At 35.5% G+C, this 20,700-nt stretch carries 21 protein-coding genes; 11 read left to right on the forward strand and 10 right to left on the reverse strand.

The annotated features are described in order from the left end of the window. Positions 1-265 precede the first annotated feature (265 nt). Positions 266-1,006 carry a MerR family transcriptional regulator gene (locus D7D50_RS04235; protein WP_120701557.1) on the forward strand — a complete coding sequence of 247 codons (741 nt, stop codon included), beginning with the start codon at positions 266-268 and terminating at the stop codon, positions 1,004-1,006. Between the two features lie 34 nt (positions 1,007-1,040). Here the strand turns inward: D7D50_RS04235 and D7D50_RS04240 are convergent, their stop codons facing one another. The 3 genes from D7D50_RS04240 to D7D50_RS04250 all read right to left on the reverse strand — a co-directional run bounded on the left by D7D50_RS04240 (position 1,041) and on the right by D7D50_RS04250 (position 3,309). Beyond that, positions 1,041-1,496 carry an 8-oxo-dGTP diphosphatase gene (locus D7D50_RS04240; protein ID WP_120701558.1) on the reverse strand — a complete coding sequence of 152 codons (456 nt, stop codon included), beginning with the start codon at positions 1,494-1,496 and terminating at the stop codon, positions 1,041-1,043. Positions 1,497-1,515: 19 nt separating this feature from the next. Further along, a complete protein-coding gene (aao, locus tag D7D50_RS04245; RefSeq protein ID WP_120701559.1) occupies positions 1,516-2,691 on the reverse strand; it encodes an aminoacetone oxidase in 1,176 nt (391 codons plus the stop codon). 87 nt (positions 2,692-2,778) lie between these two features. After that, positions 2,779-3,309 (reverse strand): hypothetical protein, encoded by a 531-nt coding sequence (locus tag D7D50_RS04250; protein ID WP_023024466.1) that lies wholly within the window; start codon positions 3,307-3,309, stop codon positions 2,779-2,781. Between the two features lie 283 nt (positions 3,310-3,592). Here D7D50_RS04250 and D7D50_RS04255 point away from each other — a divergent pair, with 283 nt between their 5' ends. Then, positions 3,593-4,939, forward strand: a complete 1,347-nt coding sequence (locus tag D7D50_RS04255; RefSeq protein WP_120701560.1) for an Nramp family divalent metal transporter — start codon at positions 3,593-3,595, stop codon at positions 4,937-4,939. 360 nt (positions 4,940-5,299) lie between these two features. Here the strand turns inward: D7D50_RS04255 and D7D50_RS04260 are convergent, their stop codons facing one another. Then, a complete protein-coding gene (locus D7D50_RS04260; protein WP_227877760.1) occupies positions 5,300-6,742 on the reverse strand; it encodes a serine/threonine-protein kinase in 1,443 nt (480 codons plus the stop codon). Between the two features lie 413 nt (positions 6,743-7,155). Here D7D50_RS04260 and D7D50_RS04265 point away from each other — a divergent pair, with 413 nt between their 5' ends. From D7D50_RS04265 to D7D50_RS04280, 4 genes are all read left to right on the forward strand, one after another. Beyond that, positions 7,156-7,521, forward strand: a complete 366-nt coding sequence (locus D7D50_RS04265; protein WP_061597416.1) for a type II toxin-antitoxin system RelE/ParE family toxin — start codon at positions 7,156-7,158, stop codon at positions 7,519-7,521. Next, positions 7,508-7,783, forward strand: a complete 276-nt coding sequence (locus D7D50_RS04270) for a helix-turn-helix domain-containing protein (RefSeq protein WP_075565654.1) — start codon at positions 7,508-7,510, stop codon at positions 7,781-7,783. Before D7D50_RS04265 ends, D7D50_RS04270 begins: the two co-directional genes overlap by 14 nt. A 164-nt stretch (positions 7,784-7,947) precedes the next feature. Beyond that, on the forward strand, positions 7,948-8,502 hold the full coding sequence (locus tag D7D50_RS04275) for a histidine phosphatase family protein (RefSeq protein ID WP_120701562.1): 555 nt from the start codon (positions 7,948-7,950) through the stop codon (positions 8,500-8,502). A 359-nt stretch (positions 8,503-8,861) separates the two neighbouring features. Continuing rightward, positions 8,862-9,224: a hypothetical protein gene (locus tag D7D50_RS04280; RefSeq protein WP_120701563.1), complete on the forward strand. Its 363-nt coding sequence runs from the start codon at positions 8,862-8,864 to the stop codon at positions 9,222-9,224. Between the two features lie 647 nt (positions 9,225-9,871). On the opposite strand, the gene D7D50_RS04290 is transcribed toward D7D50_RS04280, so the two are convergent. Further along, the gene (locus D7D50_RS04290) at positions 9,872-10,720 is read right to left on the reverse strand and encodes a DUF7687 domain-containing protein (protein WP_227877761.1); all 849 of its coding nucleotides are present in this window, start codon (positions 10,718-10,720) and stop codon (positions 9,872-9,874) included. Next, entirely contained in the window at positions 10,707-10,937 is a 231-nt protein-coding gene (locus D7D50_RS04295; protein ID WP_120701565.1) for a helix-turn-helix domain-containing protein, read from the reverse strand. The genes D7D50_RS04290 and D7D50_RS04295 overlap by 14 nt, the downstream gene beginning before the upstream one ends. Positions 10,938-11,027: 90 nt before the next feature. On the opposite strand from D7D50_RS04295, the gene D7D50_RS04300 reads away from it, so the two are divergent. Further along, positions 11,028-11,885, forward strand: coding sequence for a Dam family site-specific DNA-(adenine-N6)-methyltransferase (locus tag D7D50_RS04300; RefSeq protein ID WP_120701566.1), 858 nt, complete (start codon positions 11,028-11,030; stop codon positions 11,883-11,885). A 691-nt stretch (positions 11,886-12,576) separates the two neighbouring features. Here D7D50_RS04300 and D7D50_RS04305 read toward each other — a convergent pair. The 4 genes from D7D50_RS04305 to D7D50_RS04320 form a co-directional block, all read right to left on the reverse strand. Further along, a complete protein-coding gene (locus tag D7D50_RS04305; RefSeq protein WP_120701567.1) occupies positions 12,577-13,260 on the reverse strand; it encodes a helix-turn-helix domain-containing protein in 684 nt (227 codons plus the stop codon). Between the two features lie 8 nt (positions 13,261-13,268). Next, positions 13,269-14,129 (reverse strand): ImmA/IrrE family metallo-endopeptidase, encoded by an 861-nt coding sequence (locus tag D7D50_RS04310; protein WP_120701568.1) that lies wholly within the window; start codon positions 14,127-14,129, stop codon positions 13,269-13,271. Positions 14,130-14,228: 99 nt separating this feature from the next. Next, positions 14,229-15,248 carry a hypothetical protein gene (locus tag D7D50_RS04315; protein WP_120701569.1) on the reverse strand — a complete coding sequence of 340 codons (1,020 nt, stop codon included), beginning with the start codon at positions 15,246-15,248 and terminating at the stop codon, positions 14,229-14,231. Positions 15,249-15,560: 312 nt separating this feature from the next. After that, positions 15,561-15,899, reverse strand: a complete 339-nt coding sequence (locus D7D50_RS04320; protein ID WP_120701570.1) for a helix-turn-helix domain-containing protein — start codon at positions 15,897-15,899, stop codon at positions 15,561-15,563. Positions 15,900-16,777: 878 nt separating this feature from the next. Between D7D50_RS04320 and D7D50_RS04330 the strand changes: the two genes are divergently transcribed. The 4 genes from D7D50_RS04330 (at position 16,778) to D7D50_RS04345 (ending at position 20,699) form a co-directional block, all read left to right on the forward strand. Further along, the gene (locus tag D7D50_RS04330; protein ID WP_120701572.1) at positions 16,778-17,074 is read left to right on the forward strand and encodes a cytoplasmic protein; all 297 of its coding nucleotides are present in this window, start codon (positions 16,778-16,780) and stop codon (positions 17,072-17,074) included. 21 nt (positions 17,075-17,095) lie between these two features. Continuing rightward, entirely contained in the window at positions 17,096-17,557 is a 462-nt protein-coding gene (locus D7D50_RS04335) for a conjugal transfer protein (RefSeq protein ID WP_120701573.1), read from the forward strand. Between the two features lie 13 nt (positions 17,558-17,570). Continuing rightward, complete coding sequence (locus D7D50_RS04340; protein WP_120701574.1) at positions 17,571-19,259, forward strand: FtsK/SpoIIIE domain-containing protein; 1,689 nt, start codon at positions 17,571-17,573, stop codon at positions 19,257-19,259. Between the two features lie 207 nt (positions 19,260-19,466). Continuing rightward, complete coding sequence (locus D7D50_RS04345) at positions 19,467-20,699, forward strand: replication initiation factor domain-containing protein (protein WP_120701575.1); 1,233 nt, start codon at positions 19,467-19,469, stop codon at positions 20,697-20,699. Position 20,700: the final 1 nt, after the last annotated feature.

Below are 20,700 nucleotides of genomic sequence, written 5' to 3' on the forward strand. Positions count from 1 at the left end.
TGATTGATAGACTTGATTATCCTATCATGATTTTTAAAGACTGTCAAGAAAGCGATTTTCAGGTTTTCATAGTTTTCTCAAAAAGTTAAAAAATTTTCTCAAAAATACTTGACTCTGACCTAAGGGGAGGGTTTATACTATCAATGTAATACTCTTCGAAAATCAAATTCAAACCACGTTAGCGTCGCCTTACCGTACTCAAGTACAGCCTGCGGCTAGCTTCCTAGTTTGCTCTTTGATTTTCATTGAGTATAAGGAGGAAATCATGTACCAAATAAAAGAAGCTGCGCAGCTTTCAGGTGTCTCTGTCAAGACCCTGCACCACTATGACAAGATAGGACTCTTAGTCCCCTTAAAGTCGGAAAACGGCTATCGAACATACAGTCAAGAGGATTTGGAACGCCTTCAGGTCATTCTTTACTACAAATATCTAGGCTTTTCTTTAGAAACAATAGCAGAGCTGTTAAAGGAAGAAAGGAAAGATTTATTGCCCCATTTGACTAGGCAGTTGGAGTATCTAACTCGAGAAAGGCAACATCTGGATACCTTGATTTCCACCTTGCAAAAAACCATTCAAGAACAAAAAGGAGAAAGAAAAATGACCATTGAGGAAAAATTCACTGGATTTAGCTATCAAGATCATCAAAAATATCAGCAAGAAGCGGTAGAGAAATATGGACAAGAAGTCATGGATCAAGCCCTCGAACGCCAAAAAGGTCGCGAAGATGAGTCTACGGTCGCCTTTAACCAAGTCTTTCAAACCTTAGCACAAAATCTTCAAGCTGGTTTACCTGCAACAGCAACTGAAAACCAAAAGCAAGCAGGCAAGCTCTTGCAAGCCATCCGTACTTATGGATTTGACTGCTCTATTGAAGTCTTCGGATATATCGGTAAAGGATACGTCTATAACCCTGAGTTCAAGGAGAATATTGATAAATTTGGACCTGGAACAGCCCAGTACACATCAGATGTGATTGCCCACTATGTTGAAAAACAGAGCAAATAAAATAATCGGCGGAGGACTCTCCGCCGATTATTTTCTATTTTAAATCATAAAGCCAGTCGTCACCGTCTTTATAGTAGAAGAATTCACTGAGATCATCTTCCAAAAAAACACGAAGCATATCAGACATATCATTGGTTGCAAGTTTTAGACGAGATAGATTTTCAAACTCTTCCCACCAGACCTTTCCTTCGTCTGAAGACTGGAGCTCACCAGTAAAGTGTTCGGTCTTGTAAAAAAGGACGACATAACGGTAATCCTCATCATCGTACCAGTCCTTGATGCCACAGAGTTGGGTTTTAGAAATGGTTAGACCCGTTTCTTCTCTCACTTCACGAATGACAGCATCGACAAAGGATTCGCCACGTTCAACATGTCCGCCAGGAAAAGTAATGCCAGGCCAGTCAGGACTAACTCGATTTTGAACCAGAACCTTGTCCCCATTTTTAATCATACACATGTTAACAAATTCGACTGATTCTCTTCTGTTCATTTTTTACAACCTTTGATATTTAATCATAATGCAGACTTCCTGCCACCCAACCGGTGCAGAGGGCAGAAGTGATGTTAAAGCCACCTGTGTGGGCGTTGATGTCCAGGACTTCACCCGCAAAGTGGAGGCCAGGAACCAGTTTGCTTTCCAAGGTCTTGGGATTGATTTCCTTGAGACTGACACCACCTTTCGTTACAAAGGACTTGGCCAAGGACATCTTGCCAGTCACAGGGATTTTGAGAGATTTGATAGACTGGACAAGTTGCTCACGTTCCTTTTCAGTTAGCTGTTTGACTTTTTCAGGATATCCTTGAACAAAGAATTCTGCCAAGCGTTCAGGGAGCATGATTTTCAAAGCATTTTTCAAGGATTTTTCACGGTTTTCTTCAAGAAATGATAGCAAATCACTTTCAGAAAGTTGTGGCAAGACATCTAAGGAGAGGATTTCACCACCCTTGACAAAGCTAGACATGCGTAGTGCAGCAGGGCCTGACAAGCCAAAATGAGTAAAGAGCAGGTCATGGGTGATGACATGCTTGCCATAGCTGAGAGTCACATCGTCCAGTGAAATACCCTGCAAGGCCTTATGCGGAAAATCCGTCAATAAAGGACTCTCGGCAGCTTCAAGCTCGGTAATAGTGTGTTTGAAGTGGCGAGCAATCTCATGGCCGAAACCGGTAGAGCCCGTCGAAGGGTAGGACTTTCCACCAGTGGTGACAATGAGTTTATCACAAGTAAAGGTCTGGTCTGCTGATTTCAGGACAAACTGGTCGTCTATCTTTTTAACCGAAATAATCTCTGTTTGAGTAGCAATTTGTCCACCAAGTTCAATGATTTTCTTTTCCAAAGCCTCGATTATGGTTCGCGATTTGTCGCTGGCTGGAAAAACGCGACCATGGTCTTCGACCTTGAGTTTGACCCCGTTTTCTGTGAAGAAGCGGATGATATCATGGTTATCAAACTGGGAGAAGACACTGTAAAGGAAGCGTCCGTTGCCTGGAATTCCTGCAAGGAGATCGTCCAGGCTTCCATTGTTGGTCACATTGCATCGTCCTCCACCAGTCCCAGCTAATTTTTTTCCGAGTTTCCGATTTTTTTCAATGAGAAGGGTTTTCTGACCATAAAAGCTACTAGAGATAGTAGCCATCATACCAGCAGGGCCTCCTCCGATGACAATGGTATCGTAGTGGTTCATAAGATCTCCTTTTTCTCATCTCATTTCATTTCCAGTTCATTGTAACATAAAAAATGGACCCTGTCCCCAGGCTCCACTTTTTATGAGTTAATCGTCTTCGTTTGGATTTTGACGGAGGTGGATGGAATAACGCTTAGGTGGGTAAATTCCGATTTCAGGACCCCAGCGTGGGAAGAGCTGATTGGTTTTCTTCCCAGCAGCGTACTTGGCTTCTGCAGCCATTTCCCAGAGCTCTTCGTAGAGATCACCTAGCAAAAAGTCAAGCTCTTGATAATAGAGGTCTGGCTTTCCGTAGTCACTAAGGCTTAGTTCCATCAAACCATATACTTGTAGTTTGTGGTCCATGAGTCTGCGTCCGTCCACCTTGTTAGAGTGAACGATAATGCGTCCGAAAGGATCATTTCTCCGGATGCGTTCGAGCTCTTTGTAGGCGTTGATTCCAGAATTTCCTTGACAGGAGAAGAAGTAGATGTTTTTCAAGTCATAGTCAATATAGGAGATATTTCCATTATAGACCAGCTTGACTGGTAGATTACGAACCCGTTTTTTCTCCAGATAGTTGTTAATATGTTCGACCAACATCTTAGAGGGATAATTGTATTCAATGACATAGATCATAGTTTCTTTCCTTTGCTGTTCAATAAATAACTGAGCTGTATTTCAGTTACGATTAGTATACAAGCTTTTGCAGTAGGATAGGGTGAAAAATCTATTTGGTTCATTTTTGAAGCTATTCGGTTCAATTTGGAGGAACAAAGGAGAAAAAATCGCTAAAGGAATACGAAGAAAATGGTGAAGCGGGAGCTAGGAGGGGATTTATTGAAAATGCAGAGAAAATTTACCGAAATTTTTCATTTGTGCTATAATCAAGGGGAAGTAACGTCGTGGAAAGAAGGGTATCATGAGTTTAGAACAGTTAGAGCGGAAATCGCTCCAAGAAATCAATCAATCCGTCAAGGTTCCCAAGGGAACTTCTTTTTGGAGGACCTTGTTATTATTTTCAGGTCCAGGGAGCCTAGTAGCAGTGGGCTACATGGATCCTGGGAACTGGATCACCAGCGTTGTTGGAGGGGCTCACTATCGTTACTTGCTTTTGTCGGTGGTTCTCTTGTCTTCCTTGATTGCCATGCAATTGCAACAGATGGCTGGGAAACTAGGGATTGTCCATCGGAAAGATTTGGCCCAGACAACAGCGACGCATTTGCCCAAGTGGCTCCGCTATATTCTCTGGTTAGTGATTGAATTAGCTTTGATGGCGACAGATTTAGCAGAAGTCATTGGTTCGGGGATTGCGCTCCATTTGCTGTTCGGATGGCCCTTGCTCTTTTCTATTTTGGTCACCATCCTGGATGTCTTCCTCCTCCTTGGACTCATGCACTTAGGTTTTCGCAAGATTGAGGCCATTGTCTCCACCTTGATTTTGACCATTTTGGGGATTTTTATCTATCTTGTGGTCCTATCAAAACCAGATATAGGTGGAATTTTTGCTGGGTTTATTCCCAAAAAGGAAATCGTAGGCATTGGTCTTCCTAAAGGATCACAAGCCTTGACGCTAGCCCTGGGGATTATTGGTGCAACCGTCATGCCCCATAATCTCTATTTGCATTCCTCTATTTCACAGACACGGAAGGTCGATTATGAGGATCCTGCAGATGTTCGTCGGGCTGTACGTTTCATGACCTGGGACTCCAATATTGAATTGACCCTGGCTTTTGTTGTCAACTCTCTCTTGTTGATTCTCGGAGCGGCCCTCTTTTTTGGACACGCTGAAGAAATTGGAGCCTTCTCTAGTATGTATGACGCCTTGCAAAACAATGCCATTGCAGGAGCTATTGCAAGTCCTTTTCTGTCAACCCTCTTTGCTGTTGCTTTGTTAGCAAGTGGTCAGAATTCAACCATTACAGGCACTCTGACGGGACAAATTGTCATGGAAGGTTTTCTTAAATTCCGGCTTCCTCAATGGCTTGTCCGCCTCTTTACTAGGATGTTGGCCCTCACTCCGGTCCTGATTGTCGCCTTTCTATTTGGGGATCAGGAAAGTGTTCTAGATGATTTGTTGGTCTATTCTCAAGTCTTCTTATCTCTGGCTTTACCATTTTCAATTTTCCCCTTGGTTTACTTTACCTCCAATAAAAAAATCATGGGAGAATTTGTCAATGCAAAATGGAATACCTACTTAGCTTACGGAGTAGCTACTCTTCTGACTCTTTTAAACGTCCAACTCATTGTCACAACGCTGTTTAAATAAAAAATCAGCTTTTTCGGACGGGGAAAACATGCTATAATAGGAGAGAAGTCCCCATCGCGCTCGAAATTGGGCAGAAATGGGCAATAAGCATTAAACAAAAGGGCCTAAACCCTTGCTAGGAAAGGAATCTAGAAAATCTTATGATGAACATGCAAGACTTAATTTAAGATTCTTTAGGTCTTGATATCATTAGAAATCTTGATTTTAAAGGCTTTAGAGTTCAAAAAAATTAACGATATTCAATAATATTACATTATATTGGACAGTAAATGGACAGTGACAGAGTGTTTGAAGGAGAGTAAAAGAGGCTTAAATGCCTCTTTTTGAGTGTTTACACATAATTATTGACAGTATCCATAACTACTCACCATCTAAAATATTTTCTAACATTGGTTCGATAGAACTATGTTTCAAGTCCTCTATAAGCCTCTGGGCATAGAAACGATTTACTTCCCGAGCTACATAATATAACATCCTTGCAGCCATTTCTTTACTCAAGTAATCAAAATGCTCATCTTTTAATACATCAAATGCAAGAGATGCAAAAATATCATTTGAAGAAAAAGAGGTTGCAACTTCTTTTAATGATGGAAAAAGTTTTTGAATCAAGAATAGTGCATTTTCTGGGCTTATTTTCATAAATTTAATGCAAGCCAATTTGTAATTCTCTCCTATGTCAATAAGTTCCCGGCACAAATCCACATTCGAAATATTATTAAGATATATCGTTATTGTTTCATCATATTCTCTCTGTTGAATTTTTTTTAATATTTTCTGCTTTGAATCCTTTTGATGAAAAATTCGCAGGTGATAACTTAGTTGTTCAAGCATTTCCCCTGCATCTCTAAACCTTAATTCTGGTTGATAAGAGGTGGCTTTTTGAACAAAAGTTCGTAGAACATGTTTTTCGTTAGTTGGGTTTCCAGTTAAACAAAAATTAACCACCTTTCCTAATGAATAGACATCACTCATTTTAGTTGCATTTTTTAGACCAGTTATCTGTTCTGGCGCACAATAATAAAACTGCCCATAATTATTTGTATTCATAGTCAAATGAGAATGATTGACAGTAGAATCTTTAGCCAATCCAAAATCAGATATCTTTATAAGCCCATCACATAGAAAAATATTGCTTGGACTCAAATCTCTATGATAGATACCTCGAGAATGAACATCAGCCATTATTGTCAATATTTGAAACAACAGATTAAATATTTGGTTTAATTTTAATTCATTATTTACAATATAATCATTTAAAGTAAAATCAGCTTTCTCCATCGTATAGCTAAACTCTGACTCATCGAATTCATAAACTTTAATAATCCCATTTATTTGCGATAGAGACTGCATAATTTCAAACTCTCTTTTAAAGCGACTTTTTAGAGCAGAGTTCTGTTTATATTCATTTTTCAACTTTTTCACAATCCGTTGAGAATGATTTTGTAAATAAATTTCAGCAAAGCCACCTTTAGTGAGAAAGGACTCGTCAGTTTTTATTATTTCTTTCCCCATATGGGCATAGGAATTTAGCTTTTCTTTTAACTTCTCTGCTTGTTTATTCTTAATATCAGTCTTTTCAGAACTACTATCTGGAAGGTCATCATAATAAGTTAGTAAATCCCTTACCAACTTAATAATATCGTTATCAAGAGCTTCATCTATATATGCTTCAAATGACTTTCCTTTTGATAAACCGTACTTTTCCTGAATTTTTACACCAATGGAGTGATAAGTAAATTTATCAAAAGTACGATTTGAAAAATCTAGAACATATCCACCCTCATTAAAAAATTTTTTTATCATGTTTTTATCATGAAATGTGATTTTCGACATTATGATCCCATTCTAACTTATAAAACAATTCTCAAGTTAAACAAAAATTACTGCACATCAATTTCAATTACTATTATACCAAATCGAATCTATGATATTTATCTTTTCAATTTTTTAACAACATGATACAACACTATCCTAATATAGAAATTAATCTAAAATTACAAGAAATACCCAAAGTGTTCCTTTGGCATACATAAATGTCACTTAGAGTTTATCTCAACCGTCAACAGATGGAATAAATTTACTACTATTTTCACAACCAAAACTAAGATTAAGAATAAAAAATACATAATTACTATATGATTGTAGCATAGCATTTGGATAAAGTTCACACCATTATTCTTGAAGAAAAGAACAATATATGCTATCATGGAGGTACAATGAAAAAGCCAAAATTTGAATTTTATACTCGGTTAAATGGACACACCGAGTTCCTAGAATTTTTACAAACTATACCAATTAAAGACAAACAAAAATTACTGGCAACTATCGCCACTATACAAGAGCATGGTCTTTTAGTTGCTCAACGTATGGAATGGGTGAAAAAGCTAGATGACGACATCTTTGAAATCCGCTCAAAGGTTGCTTCTAACATTCAAAGGGCACTTTATTTTCATGTTATCAATGAACGCTATATCATCACCCATGGCTTTACCAAAAAAACACAAAAAACACCCCAGAGTGAGATAAAACACGCTAAGGATTTAAAGAAAGAATTTGAGGACAACAACCATGACCACAATTAAATTTGATGATTTTTTAGAAAACGAACTAGCAGACAATAATTTTAAAGAAGGCTTTTTAACTGAAAAAGCTATTTTGGAAAGTGCTATTGCAGTTTATGACGCACGACAAACAGCAGGTCTCACCCAAAGAGAGCTAGCTTCCCTATCTCATGTCCCACAGTCTACCATTGCTCGCATTGAACGTGGAAATAACACAAGCATTGAAACAATGAGCAAAATTGCACTTGCTCTGAATAAAAATCTAACTATCAATATAAGCTAATAGTCAAATTAAGCTGAATAAAACAGATAAAACCTGCCCATTGGGTGGGGTTTTTGTGTGAGTAAAATGAATGAATCTACTTGACAATTAATAGTTAAGTAAGATAATATGAGCTTATAAAACAACTTTCCTCCTTATATGTATTTTCAGCGTAATTATAATTTATGAACAATTCTTATATTTTACTTAGACATGCCCATTCGAGATTTTCGAGTGATGATTTTAATAGAACTTTATCGGAAAAAGGATTTTCATCTCTTAAGCAGTTGGAGTTTTTGAATTCTTTTAATATTGATTACTATTTTTCTAGTCCTTATAAGCGAGCTTTTGAGACAGTAAATAGTTCTCCTGTACAATTTGATAAGATAGTGCTTGATGATCGTTTGCGTGAAAGAAAATTATCCTCAAGATTTATTGAAGATTCTGAGTTTGAAGAAACGATTCAATATTTATGGCAAAATCCATATAAATCACTTATTGGAGGTGAGTCTAATCAAGAAGCATTAATGAGAATCTTAGATTTATTGCAGGATTTAGAAGAAAGGTATTCAGATAAAACTATTTTACTAAGTTCTCATGGAAATTTGCTAGGAATCTTAATCAATCATTTTGATCCAAATTTTGATTATAAAAAATGGAAGCAGATGACTTTTCCAGATTGCTTTCTAGTTGACAAAGATGATAGTGTGAAAAGAATTATGAAAGTTACTTCTGGGTAATCATTTAGTTCAATCTATCTGATTTTATTTGATACTGTCAATAATTTTGTGTAAACACCCTAGTAGAGTTATGGAGTTTTAATCAAATAAGCTTTCAAGTGTGTCAGAACATTAGCCAAACCCATTATGGATTCGTTGACTTTGCTTGAAATTATAATCTTCAAACAGGGTAACTAAATAACGTTCCAGGGTAGTACCGTGATTAGTTTTTTCTTAATTATATTCAGTAAAAAATTATATTCTGAATAGTTATTTGAGGTTATAATAGACATTTCTTCATTTTTCCGTTATAACAGACACTGACATACTCTTGTAATATTATTTTGGTATAATTAAAATTATAGAAGGAGGCACAGATTATGAGAAAATTAATAGGTATACTACTACTTTCATTATCAATAATTACGTTAATTGCTTGCTCTAAAAACAACTACCAATCTTTAGATGGTGAGTATTATTGGATCTCAAGTGAAAGAAACGAGTTAGCGTTTACTATTAAAGGAAATAATGCTTCCATTGAGCATGGAGAAGCTGACGGCTTTACTATTAACAAACAAAAGAATACGATCGAATTAACTGGACAAAATATTGCAAGTCGAACAGAAGAATATTCATTTAAAGATGGGGTCTTTTCTGTTAATATTAGTGGAGTTAAGCATGACTACTATCTTAAAGATAGTGAAGCGTATAAAAAGGCTCTAAAACAATATGGATATAAATAACATCATTCACACCTATTTTACTGAATAGGTGTTTTTTTGTGCTGAATAGATTACTTCAAAAAACTTTTAAGCTTATTCTTAACCAAATAGTTTATATTTCATGCAAATTAGTTTAATCAAAGAGATTGGATTATATTTTATTATACAATGTATTCATGAATAATTTAAAAGAAGAAAATATTAGAAGAGCGATATGGCATATAAAGCGACATCTAGAAGGACTACGGAATTCTCGAGATGAAGTAGATAGAAAATATGAAATGTTTCATCTGCAATCTAGTGTTGAATGTTTAGAACGTGTAATGAACAACGAAAAACCCTATCCACTTATGGATAGGGAAGAAGTATTTTGAGCATAATTTTTTATAAACGTTGTTTTTACAGAAGTGAAGTAAGCATTCAATACGAATCAATACATAAGAAAAACGCTGATTTCAAGCGTTTTTTCTTTTTGCCAAATGCGATATTTTGCACAGTATTTCAATTCAAACTCTACCTTATTTGGATAAATTGTAAAATATAGTGCAACAAAAAAACACCTCAAAAGTTAGATTTTTTGTCTAACTTTTGGGATGCAGTTCAAATTCTTATCTCTTTTTATTTTAAATTAAAATGTAAAATCAATGGAAAAGTCAGAATTATAATTTTCAATTAGGGGTATCTTGAATTATTTCACTCAACAATTCCGGCCATCTTTGTAGTACTTCTTTACCTATTATTACTTCATCCACAAGGCCAATATTTAATGCGTCAACAAGCCTACATAAATAAGATTTACCTTGTTTCCACCACGTATGGTATGAGTCTATAAATAAAATATGATGAACCTTCACACCTTTTTCATCAAAAATTTGCTTAAATTCAAAACCATCCAATTGAGTCTCATAAACACCATCAGCAATACGGCTTCCAAATGTAGTTGCGTAATAATATTCTTTGATCTCCCAAACTATTTTCGGAGAAATAGTCGCCGGGTAAGCTCCATCAAAGCGTCTCGATGAAGCTCCTATTAATCGGTTCTTAGAATCTTTAACATAGGTAAGATTTCTTGGATCACAATCAAAATTTAGAGACCCTGTTTCCCCAAGCAATTCTCTAAGCGTTTGTTCAGTTAAGATATTCACCATACAAGTCAAAAATGCAGGTTTTTTTTTCTCATTTCTCTGTTTATTCATAGGCAAAAGACAACTAAAAGAATTTGCATCATAAACCTTTTTTAGTTTTTCAAATTCTTTTTCTGCCTCTTCTGCTTTCATAAATAAATCTTTAATACTATTTAGCAGTTTAGCCCTGTCATCAATATATTCAAAAGCATTTTGAACTAAAGTTTCATCGTAAAAGATACTATTTTCATTACAGAAATTTTTTATTTCATCTAAACTATAAAATTTAACTGAATCGTTTCCTCTCTCACTATAACCTAGTTTTTCAGATATATATTTTATGAAAGCCCAGAACTCTAGATTTTGATTTTTGTATTTGTCAAATGGTTTCATTCTTCTCAACCTCGTAAAATAAATCAGATATTGATATTTCTAATGCTAGTGCAACTTTTTGAATATTTTCTATAGATATATTTCTTTTTCCCAATTCTACATCACTTATATATGTTCTATGCAGCCCACACAAATCTGCAAAGTATTCCTGAGACATACATTTTTTTTGACGCAATTCTCTTACTTTTACACCAAAATTCACTTGTATACTTACCATATTCTTGACACCTCTAATCTAATCTAGTATAATACCAATGAATACGATAAGTCTACAGACTATAAGTAACAATAGGTTAGAAACGGAAAAATGGTACCTGCACTTTTAAAATGGATTGGCAACAAGCAAAGATTTGCTGAAGAGATAATCTCATATATGCCTAATGAATTCAACAATTATTATGAGCCATTCTTAGGTAGTGGAGCTGTTTTGGCTCAGCTACTAAATTCAGATAAGAATGAACTCTTTCCAAAATTTAATCATGCATATGGGAGTGATATTCTCCCCTTCTTAGTAGATATTTTCTCACTAGTAAAAAATAATCCACATGAACTTACAGATTATTATGAACGAGAAATAACTGAATACTATGATAATCCTGATACCAAGTATTTGGAAATACGAGACAGATTTAATAATACGCAAAATCCACTTGACTTTTGTCTCCTGTCTAGGACATGCTATTCTGGCGTTATAAGATTTAGAAAATCTGATGGTTTTATGAGCACTCCTAGAGGCCCTCATAACCCTATCAAGCCAGAGACTTTCACCAAAAGAGTTGAACTCTGGAGTTCTTTATTAGAAAAAGCATCTTTTGATGTCATGAGTTATACAGAGTCAATGGATCGTGCTGGACTGGGAGACGTTGTTTATTGCGATCCTCCTTACACACATTCTCAAAGCATTATTTATGGTGCTCAAGACTTTGACATTAATATCCTATGGAAAAAAATAGAGGAATGCAAGAGTAGGGGTGCAAGGGTTATTCTCTCTATCAACGGTATGCGAGACTCTAAGAAGAAGGATATTTCTATCACCCCTCCTGAGGGACTATTTGAAAGAAGCTTACTTGTAAATTGTGGTACATCTATGATTGATCGTTTACAAAATAGTGGGAAAAAAATGAAAAATAAGAAAGTAAATGATCAACTCCTTTTGACGTGGTGATTTGTTTTAATATCCTGTCAATACAATTAAAATAAACAGCTCTTTAATTTTATTAAACTAAAAAGACCAAACTGCTTTTTCTTCTATCAGTTTGGTCTTTTTTTGTATAAAACATGTGTTTTACTATGATTCTTTCACTATCATACTGCTATATTAAATCAGAATTAATTCTCTCTATGCACTATTAATTATATCGGAGCGATAATAATGATCTCTATTTTCTTTGAAGTTTTTTATTCAGTTTAAATAAGCTTAAATCCGTCATTTAATTGGTTAGAAATTCCATTTGTAGATTTAACTAAATATGGAGAACTTATTATTTCGGTATTAGAACACGAATGTTCTATTTTATTGTCTAACATAGTACTAAAAAATCAACTTATTTTTCAGTCATCTCATCTATAAAGCGATTTGTTCTGATCCGAAAAGATCCACACTTCTTTAAACCGGAGGATTGATACCTGATACCTCGTGATGTTTAAAATAGTAATTAGAAACTGTTAATCATTTTAATCTATCTAATCCTCCAGCATAATAAACTACTATAAGCTTGTTTTTGATATAATTTTATAGTCAATATTTAGTGCGTTAGCTTTGAGTAAATATGTAAAGCCAAACTAATCTCTAAAAAACTTAATTACTGTCGAGAAACTTTCTTCTTCTACTTTATCTACATCATAAAATAATGTAATCAATACAGTGGTATAAAATTTCCAACGATAATCCCCACAATTCGCGGATCTTCATCATATGAAAGAAAAATATCTATATACTTTGGATTGATAGAAACTAATCTTAATCCATGTTCCTCACGATAAACTCGTTTAATGTAGGTCTGGCTATTGCAGATTACGGCATAAACTGCACCATCATAATCAAAACCTGTCTCACGAATGAGAGCCACAGAGCCATCTTGATATTTGGGCTCCATCGAGTCTCCAGAGATCCATGAGGCAAAATCATGAGCTAGTTCTTTATCAAAATAAACAGTATCATAGCCCTGATCGTTATAAACCGATGAACCGATACCGGCAGACATTTTTTCGTAAACACGGTATTCGTATAGTTTTTCTGATATTGAAATAACATTCTTACATTGTTCTTTCTGAACTAGGTTTTTGACATAGCTAAGTACTTGACCCTTCCCTTCATCTGATAGAGTATTATATAGCCGGACGATTTCAGGCTCTGTAAAATAACCTATTGGGACCTCTAGAATCTGCTCTAACTGCTTTACCTTTTCTCTAGATGGTTCTTTTACTCCACGTTCCCATGCGGAATAGGCTTGATAGCTAATACCCAATTGATCTGCAATATCCTTTTGTGTTAATTTCAATTCTTTCCTACGAATTTTTAGTTTTTCTGATTGATACATCACTTACCTCACATTAATAGTAATTTCAATTCAGCTTTTTGTTTTGCCTCTTTTTCTGTTAGCTTATTTTTATCCCAGACATAAGCTATAGATTTTCCTTTGTTATAAACGAGCCATACTTTTAGATTGTCATGACAATCCTTTATGGTTTTCCAATTCTCTTGATTTAGAAGTTCAGGGTACTCTTGACTAGTAACGAAGCCTCTTTTGCTTATGGATAGTTCTATCTTCTTAATTAGAGAAGTTTGGTAGTCGTTAAACTCTGTAATAATCTGTTCTTTGATGCTGTGAAACAAAAGGAGTAGAGAAGCATTTTGTCCATCAATATAAGCATCGATAGCTTGTTTAATGGTACTTTCTTGTTCGGGATAATACTCTCTAAGAAGATCTAAAAGGCGAAAAAACAATGCCTGCTTTGAAACATCCAGACTATTTTTAATGTGTTGAAAGGTGTCGCAACTATAATAAATCTTTGACAACAAAACAATGTCAGGCATTAATACTACAGCAGAGAAGATATTCGCTTCTCGCTCTAGTAGGTTCTCTTGATTATCAATAGATTCAGCAAAATAAGTGCCTTCATGCTTAAGTATAAAATGCCCCAGTTCATGACACAGAGTAAAATTCTGTTTTACAATTGGATTATCCTTTTCATAAGAAATACTAACACCTAATTCATCAATAACAGTTAATCCCTCAATCTTGTGATTCGAGAAGTGGTGACTAATTACTTGAATCTGATATTTCTCAATACAATGTTGAAAAAAGTAATTGAAATTATAGTTTAGTAATGAAATATCATTATCTTTCATATATTGGTATAACACATGTTTTGTAGACGTACTTATTCTTGTATACAATTCATCCACAGAATGATACCTCCTTTAAGTATTATTTACTAAACTAAACCAATAAGGTTGAGTTAATTATATAAAAAAGGTGGACGAGTGTCCACTGGAAATTTACTTTTATAAATTATATTGATGTTTAATAGGATAGTAAACAATCAGCATTATAATCTGAGTATATAAAGATACTAAAGCAACAACAAGGTAGGAATCCTGTTGGTGAAGTAATACTACTGAGTCTTCGGATAATTCTACAGTTTTTTTCCTTATCAATTTTATCGCAGATTTATCGTTTGTATAAAAGTTAACGTCAGATACTTCTTTATTATTCACTAATTTTACCGAAAGTTCCTGTCCAGCTTGTAAAAAAGTATCTTCCAATAACGTAATAGATGTACCTTTTTGCATTTTATACTCTGAGCCACTTACCTGAAAGTTAAAGATTTCATCAATAGGATTATTAGTTTTTCGATTTTGAGCAGAATATTCAACAGTAAAGAGCGTATCTTTTGGAATCACTATTTCATATTTTTTGCTTCCCATTGTTAAAGTCGCTCTTGTATCCTCGTTTATGTAATTTTTTCCTCTTAGCAGAATTGAATTCAATAGAAAGATGACAAAGATCATTAAAAAATTGAAAATGATCATGTAAACCCATAGTAGCTCCCTTCTATCCGTTTCTTTTGGTTTAGGTTTAGTAATAAGAGCTTTTGCTTCGGATTTGATTTCATCATTACTTTCTATAGTTACAGACTCAGCTAGTTTTTTCGATTTTGCTTCTGCTTTAACCTTTGCTTCCTCTTTTGCCTTTATTTTTGCTATATGTCTTTTTTCCAAAGTCTTTTTTGTAAAAGTTGAAACAGTTGCATTTAAATAGAAATACAAGATTGATATAACAAAAACTATTAGTAAAGCAACTCCATCTTCACTAGTAAATTTGAATTTGCTCGTTTGTGTCGTCAAATAAAAAATAATAAAGTATAAGCAAACGAAAATAAGGCTAGCTATACTATACTTTCTTATTCTTTTTTTAAAATTATCTTTGCTTTCAACTGCATCAGTCAATGATCCTATCGCACTATCAACTAAAAAAGTTAGTAATGCAATAAATATATACAAAATCCCATTTCCAAAATCCATTATTTTTTCCCTTTAGTTATTCAATAAAATACTTCCAAAATTGATTATTAGTTAATATTTTGTAGTTACTTACAAAAATATCCATACTAACATCATAGAATTTTACTAACGTCACCTCTGTGCTCAGATACATATCCGTCTCCCTATTTTTCCAACAAGCTACTGTACGTTCTGATATACCAAATTGTTTGGCGAGTTAACTTCTGGTTAGTACTTTAAATTTTCTAAGTTCTTTTAAAAATTTCATTTCTCTACTCCGTATGCATAGATCTACTTATCTATTCTTAAAACTTTCTAAAAAGTAAAGAAATTTTATTTTTCATCAAAAAGTTTCTTACGCTCTTCCATAAATTCTATTAACTCTCTTTTAAAAACTTTCTTTTCTTCCTCGGTCAATCCTTTTGAATTCATGCGAAAAAGCAATTCAATATTGTCTAATTCATCTGATTTTTCTTCCGAGTTCCCGACTAAATAATCAACGGACACATTTAAAACTTGTGCAATTTTAACAAGATTTTCTTGTGTTGGTTTTTTTGCTCCACGTTCCCATGAAGCATATGCTTGTTGGGAAATATCTAGTTTTTCAGCTATTTGAGTCTGTGTTAGTTTTACTTGTTTCCTTAGTGTTTTCAAGCGTTCTGCGAATTCCATATGTGACCTCAAAAAAATATTTTAAATTTTTGCAGAAAACCGTTGACATTTACAACTAACGGTTGTATAATATAATCAACAACTGATAGTTGTATAGCAATTGAAAATAATAACCTTATCTTCAAGGCTAAATCACGATCATTGACAATTAAATAAAAAGTGCGTCTGACAACCAGAGGACTGACTATCAAACTACACTAAACTTCGTACCTTTATTGTAAATGTTTTGATACTAAAAGTCAAGTCCGTTTTATGGTTGAAGTGAAGATAAAAAACAAGAATCAATTCTTGTGGGCTTCCACGCATTTCGGACTTTCGCACTTTTCCGAATAGTAAAGTGAACTGGCTTCGCCAAAGGGCGTAAGAGAATCCCTTGGGTATGATCATGACTACCTAAAGAGATTGGCTGGGAAAGCGATGGTAATTGACGCAAAGCACCTTGCTAAACGTTGCCACCGTGGAAAGAGGGATCTTTCCAACCAAATAACTTTTCTTTACTGCTGTCTATCTAATAAGATAGACTTACTCTCAAGCTACTAAGTTCTTTCCTTTTTTCACTTAGTAGCTTTTTTACTTATTACAATAAAGGAGAATGATATGACAAACTTTTTTCGCACTACAATGTAAACGACTCTATGATAACTATCTCTTTACTTATGAGATGTTTGATAGCTCAGAAAGTCTGCTAGCTAAACTATATAGTCAAGCCCTGGTAGATATCGATCGTTTGGTCTCTAAGGCAAAAGAAACAGGATTTGCTTATGGAGATATCGATCTTTATAGTCGCATGTATAAACGCAAAATTTTTAATCACTATTACTCAAGAGTGAAGCAACTAGCTTAACTCTTTTTATTTTACACTCAGAAAGGAAAATCTTATGATCTCAGAAACACTTAAAATGAAACCAGAATTTATTGGCCCTGCTTACTATGAACGTTTAGGAGATGCTCCTAAATCTATTTTTAGAAAAGAAGGCAAATACCAACGTCACATTCTAAACAGCGCAGAGCACGGTGCCTTTCATGTCATTACACCAGCCTCTACAACAGTTTTCCCAGAAGATGCTCTAGTAGAAACTGTCAACCCAATCTTTTTCCCAGACACTGCTTTAAATGGCAATACTGTTGCACCTTATCTCAATGTCTTTGCGGAAAAATTGGTACTTAAAAAATAAGAAATAGAAGGAGAAATTCACATGGCTAAAATTGGATTAAACTACGGAGAAAAACTACAAATTGCTGACAAGACTTATCGTGTTATTACAGACGGGTTAGATGTCCCAGCTGTCCTTGGAAAACTAACTTTCCGAGGCATTGAAGGTCCTGATATCATTTTTGAAGTGGATCGCTCTCAACGAAATCCTGATGGCTCATTTGTACAAGTCAATACAGGTGAGATCCGTGGAATTGTCGTAGGGATTCATTCTTCTGTACAGCACGAAACTCTATTTTTCACTATCGCAGATATGTCTGAGTCTGAAATTGAAGACCTGGGCATTAAATACCGAGAAGAAATTGAACTAGAAGATATTGTTATCACGCATACCCATGTCAATCGCAATGATATCTATAAGCTCTTTGCTTCTAAAATCAAGAAAAAAACTGGAGTCGCACCGACTAAAGAAAACAAACCGGTAGAAAATAAGAAGGAAAACTAGGAGGTGATATAGGATGAAACTCTTTACCTATCGGGGAAAAAGAGTTCGTGTTTTTCATCGTAAACTAAAGGGAATCACATGGTTTATCTGGTGGTTTCCTTTTTTGTTGGCTATTAGTTACTACAGCTACTTACATATAGAAGAATTAAAAGTTCATCCCTTACCTCAAGGATATTTTCTAGGAGCTGGATTTCTCTTTTCTTTGCTTCTCTCTTGGTTTATTAATCGAGTTTGCTACAGGAAGATGCTCTTTTTTCAAAAACTTAATAGTCTTCGAATTCTTTCTCGCTTTTTGCTCGAGAATAACCTTTATCTAGTTAAAAAGGTCAGACGTGAAAACAAGATCATTGAAAAAATCACCTTGCCTCAAGTGTATATCAAACAGTCTCGCTACAAGATTGAAGTGAGCTTCATTCTAGAAGGCAATAAGTTCCAAGATCGCTTTTTAAATCTGGGAGCTACGCTTGAAGTCATGTTTAACGGGGACTTTCGTAATAAAACCTTTGATAACCGTTTTATCAAATATGAAATTGCTATTAACCGAATTGATAGCCGAATCACAATTGATGAAGTAAAAGTCAAGGGATCCAAACTCCAGCTAATGAAAGATGTATCTTGGGATTATATTGAAGAACCTCATCTTCTCATTGGCGGTGGAACAGGTGGAGGAAAAACCGTTGTTCTCATGACCATTATCTACGCTCTAGCTAAAATCGGATTTGTCGATATCTGCGATCCAAAGAATTCGGACCTGGCTGGATTAAAGAAAATACCAGTCTTCCATAGTCGAGTCTATACCAGTAAGGAAGATATCATCAACTGTTTTAAAGAGAATGTAGAGTTCATGGAAAAACGCTATGAATTGATGTCTACTTCACAAAAATTCCAAGCTGGAAAGAACTTTACTCACTATGACATGAAACCAAAATTTATTCTGGTCGACGAGTGGGCAGCTCTCATGGCAAAGATTGATCGTGACTATAGCCAACAGTCAGAACTCATGGAATATCTCTCACAGTTAGTTCTAGAAGGTCGTCAAGCTGGAGTCTTTATTATCTTTGCTATGCAACGGCCCGATGGGGAATTTATCAAAACTGCTCTTCGGGATAACTTTATGAAGCGTCTCTCCGTCGGTCATTTAGAATCAACAGGATATGACATGATGTTTGGAGATGCTAATAAAACAAAAGAGTTTAAAAAGCTAGATGAGATTAACGGAGTGAAAGTCAAAGGACGGGGCTATATCGCAAACAACGGTGAGCTGGCTGGTGAGTTTTTCTCTCCCTATGTACCGCTTGATCAAGGCTTTTCCTTCTACGATGCCTACTCTAAAATTCCTATTATGGAGTTTGAAGGAGAAGATTTTTCAGTATTTGAAGAATACAAACCACCAGTTGAAACAATTGATCCTATAGAGAAAGAGAAGGTTGTAGAAAACGAACCAAACAAGCGACCACTCAAGGAATTTGCGGACGAACAAAATCTTAAAATGCCAACCTTACGCAAGATTATCTATCTCTTAACAGAACAAGGGATCATCTTTGAACGGACTGTATCCGCTATTCTAGTGGATCCTTTTCAAGAAAAACTTCTTCTTGAAATCCTTGCTCAATTTGAAGAGGGAGGACGCAGGTCTTATCCAAAAGCAGTTGAAGCGACGATTGTTCATCATGGGCTAGGACAAGGGCAAGGGCAAGCCTGACCGCAGGTCAGGCGCAGACCGTAGCCCGAAGTTTCTAGGCCATGATGAAACTTCAACCCCCGTTTTCTAATAGGGGGGTTACATTTGGCAAAAACGCCAAGTCCACCCCTCCTCATTCCTTATGGGAGTTGGGTTTTCAATTTTTATGAAGTGTGTCACTTTCGTCAAAAAAGTGTGTCACTTTGTTAGAAAGAGGTGTTGCGATGAATGGACAAAATTAGTCCTTTTCATATTAAGAATTTCAGAAAACAAACAGGACTTAGTCAAAAAGCATTTGCACAAGCTGTTGATCTACCTACAAGAACCTATCGCTCCTATGAAACAGGCGAAAGAGGACTGACGATTGATAAGTTTAGAGAACTAAAAGAGAGACTCGGTTACTATCAAGACTGCGATAAAAACAGTCTTCGAGCTCAAATCGACTATCTACGATTGACCTTTCCTAGATTAAAAGATTTAGATGCTTTCTGTGAAAACTTCCTTCACTGTCACTTAAGCGAATTTACAGATCAAGAAACTCGCCTTATGAACTATACCCACTTGTGGCAACGAGGAGATATCTGGATTTTTGATTTCTTTGATAAGTCTGTGACCAATGACTACCAAACTTGCCTTCAGCTATCCGGGCAAGGATGCCGTGAGTTAGAACTACTTCTAGAAGACAAGGGGATCACTTGGCAGATCTTTCTTCAAAACATTCTTTATTCCTATGAAGACGTTCGGGTGAAGCGACTCGATATCGCTCTAGATGAACTCTATAAGGGTTATGGTCACGAGGACGAACAAATTCAAATTCCCAAATTGATTGATAAACTCTATTCCAAAGAGATTGTCCTAGACACGATCAAGAAATGGAATATCACGGGTGGTGGATCTTTCACAGATAATGAAGACATGGAAGCGAATCACGGCTTGTCCATTTACTTTGGAAGTCGTCAAAGTCAACTCTATTTCAACTTTTATGAAAAGCGCTATGAAATTGCTCGAATGGAAAACATCTCCTTGGACGAATCCTTGGAGATTTTTGGTATCTGGAATCGCTATGAACTCCGCTTTTCAGATCAGAAAGCTCAAGGCATTGTGGAGGAATACATCAATGGTGTAGATCTCGGAGAAATCGCTAGAGGCATCATAAACAAAGAAATCCAAGTCTATGATGGAGTTACTCGTTTTGGAGCATATAAACCCGATGAAAAATGGCAACGGCTCTTTGGGGGTGTCGAACCCTTAAAACTTTCAACCAACCCACAGCCTTACAGTATTGAGCGAACGATTCGCTGGCTGACCTATCAAGTTGCGAACTCCCTTGCACTAGTCACTGAAGCAGATAAAATCCTGCAAACAGAATACATGAAAATGATTCAGAACAGCGGAGAGATCACAGATAGAGGAAAAGCCATGTTACGACTTCTCAAAGCCAATAAACATTATGAACACTAGA

Source organism: Streptococcus koreensis (assembly GCF_003627135.1).
Taxonomy (GTDB): domain Bacteria; phylum Bacillota; class Bacilli; order Lactobacillales; family Streptococcaceae; genus Streptococcus; species Streptococcus ilei.